Source organism: Leptospira sp. GIMC2001 (assembly GCF_028462125.1).
Classification (GTDB): Bacteria; Spirochaetota; Leptospiria; order Leptospirales; family Leptospiraceae.
This window is the reverse complement of the sequence record NZ_CP115468.1, coordinates 2,535,309-2,553,080: the sequence shown is the minus strand read 5'-3', so window position 1 is coordinate 2,553,080 and position 17,772 is coordinate 2,535,309. Positions and strand designations below refer to the sequence as shown.

The following is a 17,772-nucleotide window of genomic DNA, read 5'->3' as shown; positions in this document are numbered from 1 at the left end:
TATGGAAAAGGAAGTCCGAGATAAAGAAGGAATACATAAAATTCTAAACGCTTTGTTTGGACGACTTCCTGTGAATATAATCGATGATGGAAGGGAATATCCAATTAAAGTCGTCGCCTTGAAGCAGAATGGACTTGTTATATACAATTCTAGAAAAGTTAGTGGGGAAGTTCGTTGTCTAACCTTGATTCACAACGGAACGAAATTTCTAGCCGATTTCAAATTTTTAGGTGGGGATCACAAAGGAACGGAAGTTCTCGCGCCACTTCGAATCCGAATGGTTCAGGCAAGCCGTGAATCGGCGAGGATCCATATCGATGATGCAGATTTTAAACCAATTGTAACGAATATCATCAATCAGAATGAGATTCATAAAGCCCAAGGTTTTGATGACGACAAAGTTGAAGCTGTTATCAAGAAATATACCGAGATTTTAAAGAAAACTTTTGAGCATACGACGATCTATTTTTCTCCTCGATTGGACAATCGCTTGAGATTGATGCAAAATTATGAGAAATCAATTTTTGTTCCTAATCGGAAATCAAGAGAATCAGTGACCCCAGACTATTTTCCATTTGATGAGTATATTAGGATGATTGAAATTGTAAAATTAGATCCAAGATTTACATCCGAAATTTCTATTCCCATTAGATACAAAGGCTATACTCCGTTAGGTTATATTCAAGTGGTGAAGGAAACTGCTCTCAATATGGACTCATTCAATATTATCAATCAAGTATCAGCTGCACTAAGTCGGGATCTAATCGGTACTGGAGTTTTTCAAGAATCCAAAGAAAAATGTGAGATGAGTGATATCAGCAATTCTGGTCTATCTTTTCTTCATCCACAATCAAGGTTATTTTCTCGATCATTTGCTGTCGGTGAGACTGTGATTTTTGATTTGAAGCTCGAACCTAATCAAACAATCATATGTCGCGCTGTAATAAAAAATATAAAAAATACGGAAGTTCTTTTTCGGGTTGGTGTTCAGTTCTATAACCTATCTTTGAGTGAATATAAGCTTCTGGATGAATTCTTAAAGAATAATTCCAAAGATGAAGAATCCAACGATTGATGGATTCAGAAAAAAAGTCCTTCAAAACAAGAACAACTCAAGAAGTAATCGTGCTCGACTACTTAGCAAAAAGGTTTACTTATCTTGACCGCGACCAGTGGATTCAAAGAATAAAGTTAGGTGATGTTCAGATCAATGGATCGCCTATTTCTATTTCGCAACGGGCACTAGCTAATACGGAAATTGAATTTTATATTCAAGAATCGGAGGCAATTGAGCCTATTATCAATAGTAATTGGAAATTATTGTATGAGGATGATTTCCTTTTTATTGTAGATAAACCACCAGATCTTCCGATTCATCCTGCCGGTCGTTATCGTGAGAATACACTACTTTCTCTATTGGAAAAATCCTATCCGAATATTCAATTTCATCCTTGTCATAGGTTGGATCGCGAGACTTCTGGAATTGTAATTTTTGCAAAAGACAGTAAGTCTAGTAAAAAAATTTCGGATCAATTTATCAAATCTTCGATTCATAAGGAATACCGTACTTTCGTTTATGGAGATTTTCCTGAATTCTTGCAAGTGGATGGATGGATTTCTAAGGATATAGAATCTGTTATACGAAAAAAGAAAAGATTGGAAAAAAATTATTCTAGCAATAAGCATTCAGAGAATAGTCAATTTGCTTCGACATATTTTGAAAAAGTTTCCATAAAAAATAATATCAGTTATATTGCAGCATTTCCAAAAACGGGGCGAACGCACCAGATCCGAGCTAGTCTCTATAGTTGCGGCTATCCATTGCTTGGAGATAAAATATATGGTAGAGACGAAGCGAGTTTTTTGAAGTTCATTGAATCGGGGTGGAGTGATGAGTTGAATGAAGTTTTGGGACATAATAGACAAGCTCTACATTGTTATAAAATGCAATTTATTCATCCAGATAACAATGAATATATGGAAATAATTTCCAAACTCCCCTCTGATCTTCTTCCTTATATATAGTTATGTCGCCTAATTGAATATTTAGTGTAGGGGTGAAATTCTTGATTGTGCCGAATATATTTATATATTATGGCAGAACCAATCGTAAAGTTACAACAAGATGATCGCAAACAACTCGGAGAGTTTTGGACTTCTAAGCAGAGGCAATCGCATTCGCTCCATTATGCGGTAAGCTATAGAGCATCTTTTAAGCCTGAATTGCCATCTTTCTTTTTTTCGGAATTTCTAAAAAAGAAAGGTTCTGTGGTATTTGATCCATTTGGAGGAAGAGGGACCACAGCCATCCAAGCCAATATCGAAGGACATTATGCAATCCACAATGATGTGAATCCTTTATCTATTTTTCTTGCTCAGTCAAGACAAAATGTCCCAAATTATAATGAAGCACTGAAGATATTAGAAAAGGTTGATGTAAAATCAAAAGCAGAAGAAGATCCTATGGATAAAAGTCTTTTGGCTTTTTATCACAAAGATACGTTAAATGAAATAAAAAATTTCAGAAATTTCTGTGAACGCAATCCGGAACTAGACACTAATTATTTAAAACTTGTTGCACTTTCCAGATTGCATGGTCATAGTCCAGGTTTCTTTTCTGTTTATAGTTTTCCACAAATGTCAATTCCTGCTGAACAACAACATCGTAACAATATAAAAAAAGGAATCAAACCAGATTATAGACCTATATTGCCACGAATCGCAAATAAATTGAAAAGAGATTTGGCAGAACCTCTTCCGCCCTTTTATCATGAATTCTCAAAAGGGAATCGCTATTCGAGATCCAGTGTTCTGAATTTGGAACCCATTCCGTCCGAAATTGCAGATTTGGTTGTAACTTCACCACCTTTTTTGGATAAGGTGAACTATGAATTAGATAATTGGATTCGTCATTGGTTTTTGAGAATTCCATCTGAGCAGACCAAAGAGATTTCAATTATATCTAGTCTGGAAGAATGGACTGGGTTTATGAGAGATACGCTTCGGTCTTCTGCTCGCATTCTTAAGAAGGGAGCTTTTTTGGTAATTGAAGTCGGTGAAGTAAAGAAAGGAAATAAGATATTGCCTTTAGACGATTCCATTGTTGAAGCCGGTGCGAGTGTCGGACTTGACTGGAGCCGAACCTATATAAATACACAGAAATTTACTAAGTTATCTAATTGTTGGAATGTTTCAAATAATGAAAAAGGAACCAATTCCAATCGTTGTGTCGTTCTCCAAAAATTGAGTTGATACTGAATTAGATTTCTCTTATTGACAGATAGATTTATTCGTTTCAGATTGGATCAATGAATAAGTATTTCTATTTGTTTTTCTTTGTGATTTTTATTGCAAGTTGCAACTCTGAATCAAATTCATCGAATACGGCTGATTCAATGGATGATAAACTTCCGATTGAAGTTCAGTCTTTCCGAGAAGGCAATAAGCTTCAGATACAAATGATTGTTAAGTCAGGATTTGGAATTCAAATTGAAGCTCCTAATCAGATTCAGGCTGAAGGCAAAGATGGACTAGTTGTTCGGAATACTGCACTCGTTGTAGATGGAAGTCCAAGTCCAACAAAAAAAGAATACTACTCTAGTTTGAAGCCTATGACTCTTGATATTGATGGTTCTGGAAGTTTACAGCTTACCGGAAGATTGTTCTATTGTGACTATAGCAAAAATATTTGCCTACCAGGTAAATTAATACGAACCATTCCGGTAGAATAGAAGCATCTTGATCTAGCTTAAAGCTTACATTGAAATCATCGCAGCTGGTTTTCTTTTTCTACTTGCCATCTATGGTTTAGATTAAAAATTATATATAGATGGCACTCAATAAAATCAGTAGACAATTAACTCAAGACGAAACTCTTCCGGCTGCTCAAGCGATGCTGATCGGATCCGGTGTTGCATATGAAGATCTAAATAAACCTTTTATTGGAATCGGAAGTACAGGATTCGAAGGGAATCCATGCAATATGCACCTTGCTGATTTTGCAAAAATTCAAAAAAAATCTGTCTATGATACGAATAAAATGGTTGGACTTGTTTTCAATACCATTGGTGTAAGTGATGGAATTACAAATGGCAATGACGGAATGAGGTATTCACTTCCTTCTCGAGAGATCATTGCCGACTCAATCGAGACTGCTGCCGGCGCCCATTTCTACGATGGAATCCTATTTACTGCTGGATGCGATAAGAATATGCCAGCCGCAATCATGGCAATGGCAAGATTGAATCGACCATCGATCATGATCTATGGTGGAACAATCAACGGAGGACACTATAAGGGCGAATCACTCAATATCGTTTCTGCTTTTGAAGCCTATGGCAAGAAAGTCAATGGTAAGATTGGAGAAGCTGAATATAAAGAAATTATAAAAAATTCATGCCCAGGTCCAGGCGCTTGTGGTGGAATGTATACAGCCAATACAATGGCTTCGGCTATTGAAGCGATGGGAATGAGTCTTCCTTATAGTTCATCTAGTCCGGCAAGAAGCGAAGAGAAAAAGAAAGAATGCCAAGATATTGGGAAATATATTTACAATCTATTAGAAAAAGATATCAAGCCAAGTGATATCATAACTTCGAAATCTTTACGTAATGCAATGGTTGTGGTTACTGTTCTTGGAGGATCAACCAATGCTGTTCTTCATTTACTCGCAATCGCAAGAACAATGGGACTGCCTTTGACACTGGCTGATTTCCAGAAAATTTCCGACACTACACCTTTGTTAGCTGACATGAAACCAAGTGGCAAATACCTCATGGAGGATCTATTCAAAATTGGCGGTGTTCCTGCGATTATAAAATTTCTATTAAAAGAAGGATTGATTGATGGTAGCTGTCTTACTGTTACGGGTCAGACCATCGAAGAAAATCTTAAATCTTTAAAAGGCCTCCCTGAAGGACAGGATTTGCTTCGCCCTTTGAGTGATCCAATCAAACCACAAGGACATATTCAAATTTTATTTGGAAACATTGCTAAGTTAGGTGCTGTTGCCAAAATTACAGGCCATGAAGGTGAGAAATTCGAAGGAAAGGCAATTTGCTTTGATTCAGAAGCAGATCTTAATCAAGGAATCAGTGATGGTAAAGTTAAGGCAGGGCATGTTGTTGTAGTAAGATATGTTGGTCCAAAGGGTGGTCCGGGAATGCCCGAAATGTTAAAGCCAACGTCCGCAATCATAGGAGCAGGATTAGGTGATAAAGTAGCTCTGATTACGGATGGCAGATTTTCCGGAGGATCACATGGATTCGTTGTGGGACATGTAACACCTGAAGCAATGGAAGGTGGAGAGATCGCTCTGATCGAAGACGGTGATACAATAAAAATCGATGCTGTGAACAACACAATAGATATATTGGTTGATGGTGCAGTAATTGATTTCCGAAGAAGCAATTGGAAGAAACCTCCTTATCGAGTGACATCTGGATATCTTTGGAAATACATCAAGAACGTCGCGAATGCAAGCGAAGGTTGTATTACAGATCTCTAATTGAGGCTAGACTTATGGAATTCATAAAAACCAAAAAAAGATTGATTACAGCAATTTTAGCATTATTGACTATGCTATGTTCGGTATTTATGCTATTTCAATATCCAGCACAGGCAAGTTTGAGTGAAGGATATCAGACACCAGTTCTTGCTTTTGAATTTGCGAGAACTCCCGAAGATTTGAATTTCATGACGGGAGATTCTCCCGATGCTCAAGCCAATCGAATTGCCATGAGATTGGGGCAAAGTTATGATTCCTTGTTCCCCTTTCTATATGCAGGTTTGATCGCTATGTGCATTTTCAGTATTGCAAAGCAGTTCAATAGCATCGTTTTTTTTGGAATTTTATTTTCCATTCTCATTGTTCCAAGTGATTTATATGAGAACTCGATTATGAATGCGATAATTGATTCCTTAGACGGTGGACAAAATGTTACAAAACTACTTAGTTCTTTGTATATTGCAACATGGCTAAAATGGGGAAATATCTCAATAGCAATGATGATACTTTCTATAGTGGCTTACCTTAATAAAGATTGGATTCCCAGTGTTTTCGTAAGTGCAATTGCAAGTATTATGATCTTTCTCACTTGGGTTACTGGACAAGCAATCGTTGCTGAAGCAATGATGTTATCGGTTTCTATTTTCTTTATCTATTTTTCTGTTCGAAGCATGATTCTCTATTACCGTTCTAAGCATCCGCAATGAGATAGATTTACTTATGGTTTCGTATTTTTAATGCGGATGAGGCTTCGAAATCCCTAAGTCGTTACCAACTTCCTGAGCTTCCACCACCGCCGAAACTTCCACCGCCACCGCTAGATCGAGATGAGGAAAATCCTCCAGACGATGAACGACTACTGGATCCACCACTGCGAGACGAAGATCCGCTTCTAGAACCACTCGTAAAGTCTCCAACTTTTTCCTTTCTCCATGCTCGCCCAGAAGGTGTGAGAAGAAGATACATTTTAATGCAAAAGACAACGATTAGATAAGTAGGAAGCAACAGTGCACCAGGCTTCCCCAAAATCACCAAAGGAAAAGTTCCATAAAACGGAATCAGAAAAAAATACAAAAACCATCCTAAGTAAGGAACGGTCGCTGCAATAAATGTAAATGGTGTTATGACAATTAAGAATAGAGTCCCAATAAAAATCCTAAAAAATAAAGGGATATCATCAACAGCCGCTTCTTCGACAAAAGTTTTGTATTCTTCCAAAAAAGTTTTGTCTTCGGAATCATTTCCATAGTCATCTGATTGAGTTTCAGTTTTATTATCACTGATGTATTCATTCTTTATAGCTGAAATGATTGCGTCCACTCCTCTTGTCACACCGAGATCATATTCTTTTGTTTTGAAGTGAGGAGTGATCTCGTTGCGTATGATTTGCTTTGCAAGTATATCGGTAAGTGAGCCTTCCAGGCCATATCCGACTTCGATACGAATCTTTCTGTCATCAATGGCAATTAATACGAGAACGCCATTGTCTAGAGATTTTTGCCCAAGAGCCCAGGACTCAGCAACTTTCAGGGAATATTCTTCGAGATTCTCATCTTCTAAATGTTTGATGATGAGGATAGCAATTTGGTTACTGGTTTCATACTCGTGATTTTTGAGTTTTTCTTCGAGTTCAACAAGAGTAGTCTCGCTAAGCAATCCAACTTCATCAACCACATGATGAGTGTAAGGCGGAATGTCTCTTGCTTCTACTGAATTCTTAAGAAGGTTTGTGTTGCTAGGATTGAATAATACAAAGAAGAAAAAAATACCAAAAAGGATTCTAGATGGAAATGGATTACACTTCATAGCAACCATATAGAATCCTATATCAAAAATTTCTGCAATCAGAAATTATGTATTTTAATCTAGGCGAAAGTTTTTCATAGGGAATGCTTTTGTGATTTCTGCCACACCTGCTTTCACTTTAGCTGCATTTTTCTCATCTCCAAGATGATCCAGTAAATCGCAGATGAGATTTCCCACTTTTCTCATTTCGTCCTCTTTCAATCCTCGAGTTGTTAGAGCTGGAGTTCCCAGACGAATACCTGAAGTGATTGCAGGAGGATTTTTATCAAATGGTATACCATTTTTATTTACTGTGATTCCTGCTTCATCCATGGCATCCGCTGCATCCTTGCCAGTCATGCCTTTAACGCTCACATCAACCAATACAAGGTGGTTGTCTGTTCCACCAGATATGACTCTGTATCCACGAGACATGAAAACTTCCGCTAAGGCTTTTGCATTGATGACGACTTGATTTATATAGGTTTTGTAACTTGGTTGCAAAGCTTCTTGGAAAGCAACAGCTTTTGCAGCAATTACATGCATAAGCGGACCTCCTTGAATTCCAGGAAATACTCGAGAGTTTAGAATTTTCTCATTTTCTGATTGCGAAAGAATGAGTCCGCCTCTCGGCCCTCGTAGAGTTTTATGAGTGGTAGTTGTTACATAGTCGCAGATTCCAACAGGCGAGGGATGGGCACCAACTGCAACCAAACCAGAGATATGTGCCATGTCAGCCATGACCTTAGCTCCAATTGAATCTGCGATATCTTTAAATTTAGCAAAGTCTATGGTTCTCGGATAAGCAGAAGCACCGACTACAATCAATTTTGGTTTATGTTCTTTGGCAAGTTTTGCAACTTCATCCATATCCAATCTTTCATCACTGGATCTTACTCCATAAGCAATAGGTTTGAAATATTTACCGCTGATATTGACTGCTGATCCATGAGTAAGGTGGCCTCCATGTGCCAGATTCATTCCAAGGAAGCTGTCTCCAGGCTCAAGGCAGGCAAGAAAAATTGCCATATTGGCTTGGGCTCCACTATGTGGTTGAACATTCGCATATTCAGCATTGAATAATTTCTTTGCTCGATCAATTGCGAGTTGCTCGATGGTATCAGCATTCTCACAACCATTGTAGTATCTTTTACCTGGATAACCTTCGGCGTATTTATTCGTAAGGGTCGAATGATAGGCTTCTAGAACTGCCTGCGAGACAAAGTTCTCGGATGCTATGAGTTCAAGAGAGTTTTCTTGTCTCTCATCTTCTTTTTTTAGTGCTTTAAAAACTTCTGGATCTTGATTCGATAGATGGCTCATAATACAAGGATCAAGTCTTAGGTTTAGAGGAAAAATCGAAAATTTGTCCCATTGAGAAAAATATCAATTACCAAAATCAATCGTCTAAGAAATTGCGTATGGTGACCGATCTAAAAAAAACTATCCCCCAGGATATTCAGTATGATGCAACTGAATTGAGAATTGAATGGAAAGATGGGCATTTATCTAGATACAATTTGCTGGATTTGCGTAAGAAATGTCCATGCGCAACATGCCGTGGTGGTCATGGTGGCAAGGTCGGTGATGCAACTGGCCATATTCAAGCGGCTTCCATCATCTCTTGGTCAAAAGTGGGAAGATACGCAATCAATATTGTATGGAATGATTACCACAATACTGGCATTTATTCATTTGACAATCTTCGAGCATATGGAGATGGATTGAAGGATGCATTTGACCATTAGAATGTAAGTTGTCAAATTTTTTGGTTTTTTTTTGTTTTTAGAAAAAAACGCATGACAAAAACAATGTTATTATGTCTCATTAACCCTAAGCTAGTAATTCCATAAGTTCGGAGCTAAATGTAAATGGGCGAAGGTTCCCTTTCTCAAGATGAAATAGATGCACTCTTACAGGGTGCCGAAGATAACCCATTTGATATGGGAGGCGGGAGCTCTAGCGCTGGCGGTGGGGCAACTGATTCACTTTCTCCTATTGATAGAGATATAATTTCTGATACTTTGGGTGCTGCATTCCAAACTGCTGGGAATGTTCTTGGAACTATATTAGCCAAAAATACAAGATTTAACAATCCTTCTACGGAATCGAGATCCTCTGCTGAGATTTCTCAAGAACTAGGTTCCAAAACTGTATGCTTGTATTCTCAAGTGCAAGGTGCCTTTTCTGGAAGAATCACACTTGTTATGGCTCAAGAGAATGCAGCCAAAATTGCTGGTCTCATGATGGGCGGTGCGTCTCCTTCTGATCAGATGGACATGGCTCAATTGCAAACTCTTAAAGATTGCCTTTCTCCGATGATGGGAACTATTACAGCTCAACTTGGTTTAAAGCTTGGCGGAACATTGTCAGGTTCTCCACCTGATATCGTTTTGGTGAATTCACCCAATGATCTTCGATTGCCAGATGGAACCAACCTGGTCAAAACTCAGTTTAGCCTTAGTGTTGATTCTCTAGGTTCATTCAAAATCAATTATATTCTATCATCCGACAATGCTCAATCTATTTTGGATATTTCCAAAAATGGTCCTTCAACTGGAATGGGCGGTGGAATGAACGTTCCTATGCAAGGTGGAATGCAGATGGGCGGTGGTTTTATGAACCAGCAGCCTCAAGTGGGAATCAAAGGAGTTGGTTTTCCGTCTCTTTCTACTGCAGGACCAGCCTCGGGCAATACGAACTTAAATTTGCTTATGGATGTTCAGATGGCTCTAACCGTGGAGCTTGGTCGAACGAAAATGTATATCAAGGATATTTTAGGGTTAGGTGAAGGTTCAATCATCGAGTTGGACAAATTAGCCGGTGAACCTGTGGATCTCTTAGTCAATGGCAAGCTAATTGCTAAAGGCGAGGTAGTTGTAATTGATGAAAACTTTGGTGTTCGTGTCACCGACATAGTAAGCCCTCAGGATAGAATTAAATCGGATAAATCATAATGGTGCGATGGACTTTTGCCTTAATATTTCTGGCAACTTCATTCAGTGCTGTCTATTCTCAAGAAAAAAGAACAGACTTGGATATGTTGCTCCAGAAAGAATTAGGTCTAGAAACCAACAAAAATTCCAAGGAATCTTCGGACAAAGAAAATCCAGAATCGAAAAAATCGGAATCAGGTAGCGAAGCTATCGAGGAAAGCAATCCAATTCAAGATAGATACGGCAAAGAAGAAGAGGGCGCGAGCACTCTTTGGCTACTTGTAAAAGTGATCTTTGTTTTTGGTGGCCTAACGACTGTTATGATGTATGTCTTAAAGGTTATGTCTAAGACTCGGAATTCACGCTTTCCTGTAAAAGATGTAATGAACGTATTGTCGAGCGTCGCCTTGGCACCAAATAAACAAATACAAATCGTCGAAGTTGCTGATCGCTTACTCGTATTAGGAGTGGGTGATCAATCAGTTAATTTTCTGACAGAAATCACATCGATAGATGAGAAGAATAGAATATTAAAATTGAAGGAAGAGTTCCAACCTAGCCAAGAGAATTTTCTTGTCACTCTGCTGGAATCTTTCAAAGAGCTCACTCCAAGAATGAAGAAGCAAGAAACCGATCTGCAATTTGGGGAAGATGAGGAACTGAAAGAATTGGAAATCCGCCACAAGCAGACTCTTGAGAGACTGAAATTGAGAAACAAAGAATTGGGTATTGATCTAGGAGGAAAGGCATGATAAATCTTTTTGCTTTTTTCTCTGGGCAATCCAGGTCGATTTCTTTTGAAACTCTAGGATATTCTATACGGCTTGATTCATTGGCGATTTTAGGCTATTCCATGAGACAATTCTCGGCTAAGTTCTTTGCGACTTCTATGAGACAGTTTTTGACGAAGTTTTTCGGGAATCGAATGAGACATAATGTAACTAAGTTTTTCGCGATTTGTATGAGACATAATTCGATTATGAGTCACATTAAATCAATGTTAGGCTCAGGTTTGCTCATTGCATTGCTATTTGCATTTTTGCCTCTTGAAGACCTATCTGCCCAATCAACCAAAGGCTCTCGAATCCCAATTCCGAATATTAGCTTTAATGTAGATGAAGCGAAAACTCCAAGAGAGACATCTCTCTCACTAATGGTTCTTTTTCTTGTAACCATTTTATCTTTAGCGCCGGCGCTCATCATGTCCGTTACATCATTTACGAAAATTGTAATCGTTTTGGATTTCGTGAGGAGGGCGCTGTCTTTACAGAATTTGCCACCTAATCAAGTTATGATGGGACTCGCTCTATTTATGACCTTCTTTATTATGGCACCGACACTTGGCGAGATCAATAAGGTTGGCCTTGAACCATACTTGGATGGTAAAATTGATACCAACACATTCTTCGAAAGAGGAATGGTGCCACTCCGAAATTTTATGATCAGACAAATCGGAACTACTGGCACAAAAGATGTAGCGCTCTTTCTTAAACTCGGAAAAGTACAGAACGTTCGATCTTACGAAGATGTTCCTTCTTATGTGCTTGTTCCGGCCTTCATGTTAAGTGAGATCAAAAAAGCCTTTATCATAGGAATTTATATTTTTATACCTTTTATCGTTATAGATTTAGTAGTCGCAGCATCTCTCCTCTCCATGGGTCTTATGATGCTTCCTCCTGTTATGGTGAGTCTACCGTTTAAGATTATACTTTTTATTCTTATCGATGGATGGAACCTGCTTGTCTACGAGCTTGTGCGGAGTTATAAATGACAGAAATAGATGTTGTAACACTAATTAGAAACGCTTTGATTGTTACAGTCAAAATTTCTTCACCCATCTTGATCACTGCTCTTGTAGTTGGTTTGTTTGTAGGAATTCTACAAACAACCACTTCTATCCAAGAGCCTACCATAGCCTTTGTTCCGAAGCTATTCGCGATTTTTCTGGTCATTGTTGTATTTGCATCATGGATGGTGCAAGTGATGACGGACTATACTCGAGATATATTTTTTATGATAGAGAAGTTTTAGCGAAATATGGAAGGATTTGTTTACAATTTCCAAACGTTTATGCTTATGTTTGCAAGACTATTGGGTTTGTTTATGGTCACTCCTGTATTTTCTTCAGAATCGGTTCCTGTTAGCTTAAGAATGATATTTTCATTTCTTGTAACTTTGATTATGTTTCCGGTCTCATTTCAATATATGCCATCTGTGCCCGGAAACATGGTAGTTTACGGACTACTTGTACTTTCGGAAATTTTCATTGGACTAATGATTGGTTTTATTATTGCGATATTCTTCGCTGCTTTCCAGATGGCGGGAGATTTCTTTAATGTTCAGCTGGGTTTTGCTTATACGGAAGTGTTAGACCCGATGAGTCAAGTCTCACTGCCTGTTGTCTCAACTCTCAAGAACTTGATTGCTATACTTGTCTTTCTAACTATTGGTGCTCATCGCATGGTTATTTCTAGCCTTGCTTACTCCTTTGAAAAAGTGAGAATTATTGAATTTACCGAAGAAGTCAATTTGGGGATTTATCGTGCCTTAGAACAGTGCTTAGGTGCGATGTTTCTTGTGGCATTCAAGATCGCGCTTCCTGTATTGGGAATTTTATTATTGGTTACGATCGCTGAAGCTCTAATGGGTAAGGCAGCACCTCAGCTCAATATATTGCAATTGAGCTTTCCTATTAAAGTAGTGATCGGACTTATTGTTTTGATCGCAGTTATGGGTTTTATTGTTAGTCAGATGGAGTCCGCTTTCCAAGTCGCATTTGATAAGATTGATTTATTGTTTCGAGGATGGCCTAATTGAATTCAGTAGATCATAATTCCCTAGAACCAATAAAAATATCTTGGATTCATATCTCCGATCCAGAATGGGATGCTGTGAATAGCAATTATGTTTTTGATCTTCAGTTGTTTGCAGCGGAAGATGAAGGAAGAACCGAACCTCCCAGTGAGAGAAAGAGACGAGACGAAAGGGAAAAAGGAAACGTCCCCAAATCTCAAGAATTGAGTTCTGCTATTGTATTAATTGCTGCGTCCATTGCCATGTATGTGATGGGTGAGTATATTTTCAAAAAATCTGCAGGAATTATGCGTAAATATCTAGAGTTTGCTAGAAATCCTGGAGAATTTACTACGGAAAGTTTTGGAGAACTTTTAAAAAATGCAACTTGGGATATTTTTACGATTCTATCTCCAATACTTGCTGTAACTTTTATTTTTGGAATAATCGGCAATGTTGCTCAAGTTGGATTGCTATTTGCGCCACGTGCAATTGAATTCCGATTTGAAAGATTGAAGCCTAATTTCAAAAGAGTTTTGCCAACAAGACAGACATTGTTTAACTTAAGTAAGTCGCTAATGAAGGTTGCCTTGATTGGTTGGGTGAGCTATATGATTATAACCCACGATTTTCTCAAGCTTTTGCTTACGGGAGATATGGGACTTACTCAAGCATTAGCTATGGTCGGATATTCAGGTTTTAAAATTTTTATTATCATTGGGATAATTTTGTTCATAATTTCTATCGCAGATTTCATGTATCAGAAGTATGAATTCGAAGAAAGTTTAAAGCAGACACCATCTGAAGCGAAGCGAGAAATAAAAGAACAGGTCGGTGATGGTGCCTTGATTGCAAGAAGGCGTCAATTGATGCGAGACATGTTAAGTTCCAATATGTTACAATCTGTCCCTAAGGCAGATGTTGTGATAACAAATCCGATCCACTTTGCAGTTGCTTTATCATTTAATTCTGGAGTTGATGCGGCTCCGCGTGTCGTAGCCAAAGGCGAAGATCAGATGGCGCTTACAATCAAAGAAGTCGCTAAGAAAAATGGAATTCCAATGGTAGAAGATCGTCTGCTTGCTCAGCAATTGTACAAAATGGTTGATTTGAATGAGGAGATACCAAGTAATCTTTATTTGGCGGTATCGTTAGTATTCAAAAATCTTTCAAAATACCAAGAGTTTGCCACTAGGAGATAAGTATGGAAAAGAAAGCTTGGTATCTTAATTCGGATTTTATAATAGGTTTTGGAGCTTTGGCAATCTTAGCTATGTTGATTGTACCGCTCCCAGGTTTTGTCTTAGATCTATTATTGGTTGTGAGTATTGGAGTTGGAATTATCATTTTGCTAACATCATTGAGTGTAAGCGAAGCAATGGATTTTTCGATATTTCCAACACTTTTATTAATTACAACTTTGTATAGATTAGCTCTTAACGTTTCGACAACAAGACAGATCTTAAGTAAGGGACCTGCAGTAAATTCGCAAGTAATCGAAGCTTTTGGAACATTCGTCGTTGGTGGTGAGACCGGACTTGGCAAGTATGTCGTTGGATTCATTATATTTATTATCATAGTGATCGTTCAAATTGTTGTTATCACAAAAGGTGCAACGCGTATATCGGAAGTTGCTGCAAGGTTTACATTGGATGGTCTACCTCAGAAACAAATGGCTATTGATATGGAGCAAAATAGTGGTGCGATTACTGAGCAACAAGCAGCCAAGAAAAGGGAACGACTTCAGCAAGAAGTAAATTTCTACGGGGCCATGGATGGAGCGAGTAAGTTCGTTCAGGGTGATGTGCGAGCAGGACTCGTCATCACAGTCATTAACATTATAGGTGGAATTTTGATTGGTGTTTCTATTCGTGGTGAATCATTTGTTCAAGCAATCGAGACTTATGGAAAGTTTACAATTGGTGATGGTTTAGTTTCGCAAATTCCTGCACTTCTTATCACAACTGCAACAGGTTTGATTGTAACAAGATCAAGTTCTGTTCTATCATTTACTGAAGAATTTCGAAATCAATTATTTTCCAATTCAAGAATTCTCTATATAGTTGGCGCAGCTCTGGCGCTATCAGCATTGATTCCAGGTCTACCATTCTTCTCTTTGTTGGTTTTGGCTTCACTATTTGCTTACCTCGGCTACTACATGGACAAGGCTGCCAAGTTACAAGTTGAACTCATCGAGAAGGGTGAAGAAGCAAAAGTCCAAGACAAAAAACCCGAAGACTATCTTGATGAGATCCGAACGGAAGCAATCGTTGTATCCTTGGGTCTCAACTTGCTTGCATTAGCAGACGTTAAAGAGCGAGGCTCGTTGCTCACTCAGATTGGAAACACTCGCAAAAAATTTGCTTCCGACTTCGGGCTTGTGATTCCACCAGTTAGAATTATGGACAATATGGAGATTGGTCACGATAGCTATACAATCAAGATCAATGGGATTGTTGTAGGCGAGAGCATTATAAAGTCCGACAAATTGATGGCTTTGGATAACCAGAAACAAGTGCATGAACCTGTCGAAGGGGAAAAGTTTATGGAGCCGACGTATGGAATGGAAGCTCTATGGATTGAACCAAGTCTAAAATCGGAAGCGGAAACCAAAGGTTATACAGTAGTTGACCCATCAACTGTTATCATCACTCATTTAAAAGAATTGATCCATACACATGCAGCATCCTTGCTTGGACGTGAAGAAACACAAGCCTTACTAGAGCATGTTCGTAAGAGCAAGCCTACTCTTATCCAAGAGTTGGGATATGAGAAAGAAGGTCGCCTTGGAATCATTCAACAAGTATTGCAGAATATTCTTCTTGAAGGTCTGGCGATTAGAGGGATTGCGATTATCTTAGAGTCCATAGCCAATAATTTATCGAAATCTACGGATCCCAATTATCTGTCGGAGGTTGCTAGACAGGCAATCGCAAGACAAATTGTAAATGAATATGTTGGTGCCGATGGAAAATTGTCTGTAATTGTAGTGGAACCTAAGTTAGCTGAGAGACTTTCTAAGAACTTGGTCGATGATCCGCTAGAAGGCAAGGTGATTGCAGTTCCAACAGATATACGGCGGAAGCTGATCGAAGCGATTCAAGAAGAATACAAAAAGTCAGTGTCGGCTGGGCGATTTACAATTTTTACAACGAATCGCTATTTAAGAATGCCATTATTTGCTTTTGTTTCGCGGGAACTTCCTCCGCGTAACTTCGCTGTGTTAGCTTTGGAAGAAATTCAAGATGTAAGTAATGTTGTGGTGGTTGGTCAATTGAACCTATCCCAAGCAGAAAAACAACAACAAGAGGAGGGTGCTGGAGTTGGCACTTAATAGACGATATGGATTATAAAAAGATACGTGGTAAAGATTTTCAAGACTGTCTTATGCAAATGAAAATGAAGTATGGGCCAGATGCTCATGTATATGAACATAGAATGATCACTGAAGGTGGACTTTTCGGAACAGGACTTCTTGCGAACAAAATGTACGAAATTGATATAGCCATTCCAGAGAAAGCATCATCTAAAGAAAGAGTTGAAAAGAAATTGAATGACCTTCGAGAATTGTTAGAAAAGAAAAAGGTTCGTCCATCAAGTCAAGTGACTGCTAGGCGAAGCCTAGATGAGCTCCCACAATTTTCTAAACCCAAATCAAATCTGCGAGAGACGGAAAGTAAGCAAATAGCTCGCTCTGCAACTCTGCAACGTAGGGAAGCGGCTCAATTGGATCTATTGAATGAATATTCATCTGATGAGGATTTTTCAAATAAGGATGAATCCAGTCATAATTGGAATCATGACTCATCTAAGATTCCAGTGATTGAAACTGAAGAATTGACCCATGAATCAGGAATTTCTTTTCAGAAAGAAATTATTTCCAAAGATCATAAATCCATTTCTCCTGCTCTTGAAAAGTTAAAGAATAAATTTATTCAAGAAGGATTTTCTGCGGGATACCTTGAAGAAATTTTGCCTGAAATTGAGATGCATCTATCTCCTATTGAAAGAAGTAGAGTCTCTTCTGTGTGGGAAAAGGCAGTTGAGATCCTAGAAAATCGAATCAAAGTAGATTCGGATCTATTTAGCGGAACTAAACGCGGTAAGAGAAAAGTGGTTTTTATTGTAGGACCAACTGGCAGTGGTAAGACAACAACCGTCGCAAAACTCGCTGCAAAATATTTCCTACATATGGGTAAAACAGTTTCTTTGTATACAACTGACAACTACCGAATTGCTGCAGTTGAGCAATTGAAGAGATATGCTGACACGATGGATTTACCTTTCTTTGCTGCAAAAGATGTTCGCAAATTCCGAGAAGCTTTGCTTCGAGACGGATCGGAACTTGTTTTGGTAGATACAGCAGGCTACAGTCATAAGGATCGAGAAACTCTTTATAAAATGAAGGAATATTATGCCGCATTAGGAGACAAAGATCAGTTAGAGAGCATTTTAGTTTTGCCTGCAACAGTCTCAACTCACAACGCACGAGAAGTTTTGAAATCTTATGAAGAATTAGGATTCAATCGTATAATTTTATCTAAAATAGATGAAGCAGATTATTTAGGTTCTTATATAGAACTTGCCGATACTCATCATAAGGAATACGCATATTTCAGTGTAGGTCAGGATGTTCCCTTTGATATATTGGGTGCAGAGCGAAAACTACTTGCGGAATGTGTGGTATACCCAGAAAAATTGAAAGGGATGTCAGGGGAAGTGTACACCGCCAGAAGCTGATTCTCCTCCCCG

General features: G+C 38.5%; 17 protein-coding genes. 15 read left to right on the top strand and 2 right to left on the bottom strand.

The window, feature by feature from the left end; genetic code table 11:
- The first annotated feature begins 1 nt into the window (after position 1).
- The 6 genes from O4O04_RS13325 to O4O04_RS13300 all read left to right on the top strand — a co-directional run bounded on the left by O4O04_RS13325 (position 2) and on the right by O4O04_RS13300 (position 6,213).
- Positions 2-1,075 carry a PilZ domain-containing protein gene (locus O4O04_RS13325; protein WP_272532245.1) on the top strand — a complete coding sequence of 358 codons (1,074 nt, stop codon included), beginning with the start codon at positions 2-4 and terminating at the stop codon, positions 1,073-1,075.
- Positions 1,075-2,025, top strand: a complete 951-nt coding sequence (locus tag O4O04_RS13320; protein WP_272532244.1) for an RluA family pseudouridine synthase — start codon at positions 1,075-1,077, stop codon at positions 2,023-2,025. The genes O4O04_RS13325 and O4O04_RS13320 overlap by 1 nt, the downstream gene beginning before the upstream one ends.
- A 69-nt stretch (positions 2,026-2,094) precedes the next feature.
- Complete coding sequence (locus O4O04_RS13315; protein WP_272532243.1) at positions 2,095-3,252, top strand: site-specific DNA-methyltransferase; 1,158 nt, start codon at positions 2,095-2,097, stop codon at positions 3,250-3,252.
- 56 nt (positions 3,253-3,308) lie between these two features.
- Positions 3,309-3,731, top strand: coding sequence for a hypothetical protein (locus O4O04_RS13310; RefSeq protein WP_272532241.1), 423 nt, complete (start codon positions 3,309-3,311; stop codon positions 3,729-3,731).
- Between the two features lie 98 nt (positions 3,732-3,829).
- Positions 3,830-5,506 carry a dihydroxy-acid dehydratase gene (gene ilvD, locus O4O04_RS13305; protein WP_272532240.1) on the top strand — a complete coding sequence of 559 codons (1,677 nt, stop codon included), beginning with the start codon at positions 3,830-3,832 and terminating at the stop codon, positions 5,504-5,506.
- Between the two features lie 14 nt (positions 5,507-5,520).
- Positions 5,521-6,213, top strand: a complete 693-nt coding sequence (locus O4O04_RS13300) for a hypothetical protein (protein WP_272532239.1) — start codon at positions 5,521-5,523, stop codon at positions 6,211-6,213.
- A 61-nt stretch (positions 6,214-6,274) separates the two neighbouring features.
- On the opposite strand, the gene O4O04_RS13295 is transcribed toward O4O04_RS13300, so the two are convergent.
- Together O4O04_RS13295 and glyA are read right to left on the bottom strand one after the other, a co-directional pair.
- Positions 6,275-7,321: a TPM domain-containing protein gene (locus O4O04_RS13295; RefSeq protein ID WP_272532238.1), complete on the bottom strand. Its 1,047-nt coding sequence runs from the start codon at positions 7,319-7,321 to the stop codon at positions 6,275-6,277.
- A 45-nt stretch (positions 7,322-7,366) separates the two neighbouring features.
- Positions 7,367-8,614, bottom strand: a complete 1,248-nt coding sequence (gene glyA / locus O4O04_RS13290) for a serine hydroxymethyltransferase (protein ID WP_272532237.1) — start codon at positions 8,612-8,614, stop codon at positions 7,367-7,369.
- 98 nt (positions 8,615-8,712) lie between these two features.
- Between glyA and O4O04_RS13285 the strand changes: the two genes are divergently transcribed.
- From O4O04_RS13285 to flhF, 9 genes are all read left to right on the top strand, one after another.
- The gene (locus O4O04_RS13285) at positions 8,713-9,039 is read left to right on the top strand and encodes a DUF971 domain-containing protein (RefSeq protein WP_272532236.1); all 327 of its coding nucleotides are present in this window, start codon (positions 8,713-8,715) and stop codon (positions 9,037-9,039) included.
- Positions 9,040-9,162: 123 nt separating this feature from the next.
- Positions 9,163-10,248 (top strand): flagellar motor switch protein FliN, encoded by a 1,086-nt coding sequence (fliN, locus tag O4O04_RS13280; protein ID WP_272532235.1) that lies wholly within the window; start codon positions 9,163-9,165, stop codon positions 10,246-10,248.
- Entirely contained in the window at positions 10,248-10,979 is a 732-nt protein-coding gene (locus O4O04_RS13275; RefSeq protein WP_272532234.1) for a FliO/MopB family protein, read from the top strand. Before fliN ends, O4O04_RS13275 begins: the two co-directional genes overlap by 1 nt.
- 203 nt (positions 10,980-11,182) lie before the next feature.
- The gene (gene fliP, locus O4O04_RS13270; protein ID WP_442915963.1) at positions 11,183-11,998 is read left to right on the top strand and encodes a flagellar type III secretion system pore protein FliP; all 816 of its coding nucleotides are present in this window, start codon (positions 11,183-11,185) and stop codon (positions 11,996-11,998) included.
- Entirely contained in the window at positions 11,995-12,258 is a 264-nt protein-coding gene (gene fliQ / locus O4O04_RS13265; RefSeq protein WP_272532232.1) for a flagellar biosynthesis protein FliQ, read from the top strand. The genes fliP and fliQ overlap by 4 nt, the downstream gene beginning before the upstream one ends.
- Before the next feature lie 6 nt (positions 12,259-12,264).
- Positions 12,265-13,044 carry a flagellar biosynthetic protein FliR gene (fliR, locus tag O4O04_RS13260; RefSeq protein ID WP_272532231.1) on the top strand — a complete coding sequence of 260 codons (780 nt, stop codon included), beginning with the start codon at positions 12,265-12,267 and terminating at the stop codon, positions 13,042-13,044.
- Positions 13,041-14,222 carry an EscU/YscU/HrcU family type III secretion system export apparatus switch protein gene (locus O4O04_RS13255; protein WP_272532230.1) on the top strand — a complete coding sequence of 394 codons (1,182 nt, stop codon included), beginning with the start codon at positions 13,041-13,043 and terminating at the stop codon, positions 14,220-14,222. Before fliR ends, O4O04_RS13255 begins: the two co-directional genes overlap by 4 nt.
- Before the next feature lie 2 nt (positions 14,223-14,224).
- A complete protein-coding gene (locus tag O4O04_RS13250) occupies positions 14,225-16,354 on the top strand; it encodes a flagellar biosynthesis protein FlhA (protein ID WP_272532229.1) in 2,130 nt (709 codons plus the stop codon).
- A gap of 8 nt (positions 16,355-16,362) precedes the next feature.
- Positions 16,363-17,760: a flagellar biosynthesis GTPase FlhF gene (gene flhF, locus O4O04_RS13245; RefSeq protein WP_272532228.1), complete on the top strand. Its 1,398-nt coding sequence runs from the start codon at positions 16,363-16,365 to the stop codon at positions 17,758-17,760.
- Positions 17,761-17,772 lie beyond the last annotated feature (12 nt).

Coding starts and splice junctions, on each gene's coding strand:
- O4O04_RS13285 (WP_272532236.1), top strand. CDS start 8,713: ATGGTGACCGATCTAAAAAAAACTATCCCCCAGGATATTCAGTATGAT.
- fliR (WP_272532231.1), top strand. CDS start 12,265: ATGGAAGGATTTGTTTACAATTTCCAAACGTTTATGCTTATGTTTGCA.
- O4O04_RS13275 (WP_272532234.1), top strand. CDS start 10,248: ATGGTGCGATGGACTTTTGCCTTAATATTTCTGGCAACTTCATTCAGT.
- O4O04_RS13315 (WP_272532243.1), top strand. CDS start 2,095: ATGGCAGAACCAATCGTAAAGTTACAACAAGATGATCGCAAACAACTC.
- fliQ (WP_272532232.1), top strand. CDS start 11,995: ATGACAGAAATAGATGTTGTAACACTAATTAGAAACGCTTTGATTGTT.
- O4O04_RS13295 (WP_272532238.1), bottom strand. CDS start 7,321: ATGGTTGCTATGAAGTGTAATCCATTTCCATCTAGAATCCTTTTTGGT.
- fliN (WP_272532235.1), top strand. CDS start 9,163: ATGGGCGAAGGTTCCCTTTCTCAAGATGAAATAGATGCACTCTTACAG.
- O4O04_RS13300 (WP_272532239.1), top strand. CDS start 5,521: ATGGAATTCATAAAAACCAAAAAAAGATTGATTACAGCAATTTTAGCA.
- O4O04_RS13325 (WP_272532245.1), top strand. CDS start 2: ATGGAAAAGGAAGTCCGAGATAAAGAAGGAATACATAAAATTCTAAAC.
- ilvD (WP_272532240.1), top strand. CDS start 3,830: ATGGCACTCAATAAAATCAGTAGACAATTAACTCAAGACGAAACTCTT.
- glyA (WP_272532237.1), bottom strand. CDS start 8,614: ATGAGCCATCTATCGAATCAAGATCCAGAAGTTTTTAAAGCACTAAAA.
- O4O04_RS13320 (WP_272532244.1), top strand. CDS start 1,075: ATGGATTCAGAAAAAAAGTCCTTCAAAACAAGAACAACTCAAGAAGTA.
- O4O04_RS13310 (WP_272532241.1), top strand. CDS start 3,309: ATGAATAAGTATTTCTATTTGTTTTTCTTTGTGATTTTTATTGCAAGT.
- flhF (WP_272532228.1), top strand. CDS start 16,363: ATGGATTATAAAAAGATACGTGGTAAAGATTTTCAAGACTGTCTTATG.
- O4O04_RS13250 (WP_272532229.1), top strand. CDS start 14,225: ATGGAAAAGAAAGCTTGGTATCTTAATTCGGATTTTATAATAGGTTTT.